Origin of the sequence: Mesorhizobium sp. M7A.F.Ca.CA.004.04.2.1, assembly GCF_004022825.1 — a bacterium.
In the GTDB taxonomy this organism is placed as follows: domain Bacteria; phylum Pseudomonadota; class Alphaproteobacteria; order Rhizobiales; family Rhizobiaceae; genus Mesorhizobium.
In genome coordinates this window covers 1-2,516 of record NZ_RZPH01000898.1, presented here as the reverse complement: position 1 = coordinate 2,516, position 2,516 = coordinate 1, and the positions used below count along the sequence as shown (strand labels likewise).

Sequence of the window (2,516 nt, the reverse complement as noted above, 5' to 3'; positions counted from 1 at the left end):
GGTTGGAAAACCTCGCCGGAGCGGACGCGGCTGCAATACTCGTTGATGATGAACTGGGAGATTTCCGGCTTCAGGCCGATGACGATGAGTTCCGGCGCCTTGAAGTTGTGCTCTATTCCAACCGAATAGGTGAAAGGCGGATCGTCGCCTTCCTCCAGCACATGCAAGATGTGGCAGCCATAGGCCTCGATATCGGCCAGCGCCTTGGCTTCATCCGGGTCAGTGGCTTCTCTACTCGGCATCGAGCTGGTTCTGGGGCGCGGCTTTCTGGAAGGCCGGCAGCGCCATGCAGGCGGCGTTGATGCGCGCGATCGTCGGGTAGGGCGTCAGATCGACGCCAAACCGGGCGTTGCTGGCAATCTGCGCGGCGAGGCAGATGTCGGCCAGGCCCGGCGCATCGCCATGGCAGAATGTACCCGTCTCCGCCGACGACGCCATGATCTTTTCAAGCGGCCGGAAACCCTCGTTCACCCAGTGGCGGAACCAGTTGGTGATGTCTTCGTCGCCGGCGCCGAACAGAGTGCGCAGCGAGGTCAGCACGCGCAGATTGTTCACCGGGTGGATGTCGCAGGCGATCATCTGCGCCAGCATTCTCACGCGTGCCCGGCCGGCCGGGTCCTTCGGCAGCAGCGGTGGTTCCGGTTTGGTCTCGTCGAGGAACTCGATGATCGCCAGCGATTGGGTCAGCAGCGTGCCGTCGCCGAGGATCAGCGCCGGCACCAGCCCTTGAGGATTGACCGCGAGATAGGCTGGTTCCAGATGCTCGCCATGGCGCAGATGATGCGGGACATAGTCGTAGCTCAGCCCCTTCATCTCCAGCGCGATCCGCACCCGATAGGAGGTGGAGGAGCGATAGTAGTTGTGCAGGATGAGTTCGCTCATGGCCTCACTTCGGTTGGCCGATGGTCACTTCGATGGTCCCGATGCCGTCGACGCCGCCGGTCATCGTGTCGCCGACGCCAACCGCGCCGACGCCTGCCGGCGTACCGGTGAAGATCAGGTCGCCGGGCTCGAGTTCCATCGCCTCGCTGCAGATCGACACGATATCCGATATCGGCCAGATCAGTTCGGCGAGGTCGGCGTCCTGCCTGACCTTGCCGTTGACGGCGAGCCAGATGCGGCCTTTCCGTGGATGGCCGGATTCCTGCGCTTGCACCAGCGGGCCGCAAGGGGCGGAGCGGTCGAAGGCCTTCGACCAGTCCCAGGGCCGGGCGGCCTTCTTGGCCTCGTCCTGCAGATCGCGGCGGGTGAGGTCGATGCCGACACCATAGCCCCAGACATGGTCCAGCGCCTTGTCGCGGGGAATGCGGAAGCCGGCTTTGCCGATCGCGGCCACCAGTTCGATCTCGTGGTGCAGATTGGCCGTCAGCGGCGGGTAGGGGATAGCGGTGCCGGAATCGACCACCGCGTCGGCCGGCTTGGTGAAGAAGAAGGGCGGATCACGCTCGTCATTGCCGAATTCGCGGGCATGCGCCGCGTAGTTGCGGCCGACGCAGTAGATACGGCGCACCGCAAAACGATCGGACGAACCGGCGACGGCCACCGATGCGGTTGCGGGCAGGGGAAGGACGAATTCTGTCATCAAGGGTCTCTGCTTGGTTGCCGGAACATTCGACCGATTTAGGGCCTGGACAAGGCGATTTGGTCGAGAAAGTGCCGGCGGCACTTTCCGCCGGAGATGGCGATATACTATTTGGCAATAATCTGGCCATGGTGGAGAGGTTATTCTAATCGCTCACGAACTGAAATGAACCCCATGACCGCAACCCACGATCGCGCCCGGTTCCTGATCATCGACGACCATCCGCTGTTTCGCGAGGCGCTGCACAGCGCCGTGCAGATGGCCTATCCGGAAGTCGACACGGTGGAGGCGCGCTCGATCACCGAGGCGCTCGATCTTCTGGCCGATGCCAAGCCGTTCGACCTCGCGCTTCTCGACCTCTCGATGCCCGACGTGCACGGTTTTGACGGGCTGCTGCAACTCCGGACCCGCTATCCGCGCCTGCCCGTGGTCATCGTCTCAGGCTATGAGGAGCCGAAGATCATTTCTGAGGCGCTGTCCTACGGCGCTGCCGGCTTCATCCCGAAATCGGCGCGCAAGAGCGACCTCGCCGCCGCCATACGCTCGGTGATGGAAGGCGCGATCTATGTGCCGGAAACCTATGAAGGCCGCACGCCGGACGCCGAAAGCGTCGACCGCGCCGACATGGTGCAGCGCCTGTCGACGCTGACGCCGCAGCAATTGCGCGTGCTGCAGATGCTGCGCCAGGGTCTCCTCAACAAGCAGATCGCCTACGAGCTGCAGGTGGGCGAGACGACTGTGAAGGCGCATGTCTCGGAGATATTGCGCAAGCTCAATGTCTATAGCCGCACGCAGGCGGTGATCGAGGTGTCGAAGCTGGACAATGCGGAGCTGTTTCGGGACCAGGCGGGATTTTGAGCTTTGCTGCGCTCGGCCCTCTGGAGATAAATGACCAGCTAAGCCAGCAAATGCGCCAGCAGCGCCCTTAGTTGTG

The 2,516-nt window shown here is 63.0% G+C and carries 4 protein-coding genes; 1 reads left to right on the top strand and 3 read right to left on the bottom strand.

What is annotated here, in order from left to right; translation table 11 throughout:
* The 3 genes from EN893_RS28855 to EN893_RS28845 form a co-directional block, all read right to left on the bottom strand.
* Positions 1–242 (bottom strand): DUF4262 domain-containing protein (locus tag EN893_RS28855; RefSeq protein WP_128361979.1); only part of this gene is annotated, 242 nt, incomplete at its 3' end.
* The gene (gene maiA / locus EN893_RS28850) at positions 232–882 is read right to left on the bottom strand and encodes a maleylacetoacetate isomerase (protein ID WP_127271345.1); all 651 of its coding nucleotides are present in this window, start codon (positions 880–882) and stop codon (positions 232–234) included. The genes maiA and EN893_RS28855, both read right to left, overlap by 11 nt.
* 4 nt (positions 883–886) lie before the next feature.
* Entirely contained in the window at positions 887–1,582 is a 696-nt protein-coding gene (locus EN893_RS28845) for a fumarylacetoacetate hydrolase family protein (RefSeq protein ID WP_127273131.1), read from the bottom strand.
* Between the two features lie 174 nt (positions 1,583–1,756).
* On the opposite strand from EN893_RS28845, the gene EN893_RS28840 reads away from it, so the two are divergent.
* Positions 1,757–2,440 carry a response regulator transcription factor gene (locus EN893_RS28840; protein WP_027039066.1) on the top strand — a complete coding sequence of 228 codons (684 nt, stop codon included), beginning with the start codon at positions 1,757–1,759 and terminating at the stop codon, positions 2,438–2,440.
* The last annotated feature ends 76 nt before the right edge of the window (positions 2,441–2,516 follow it).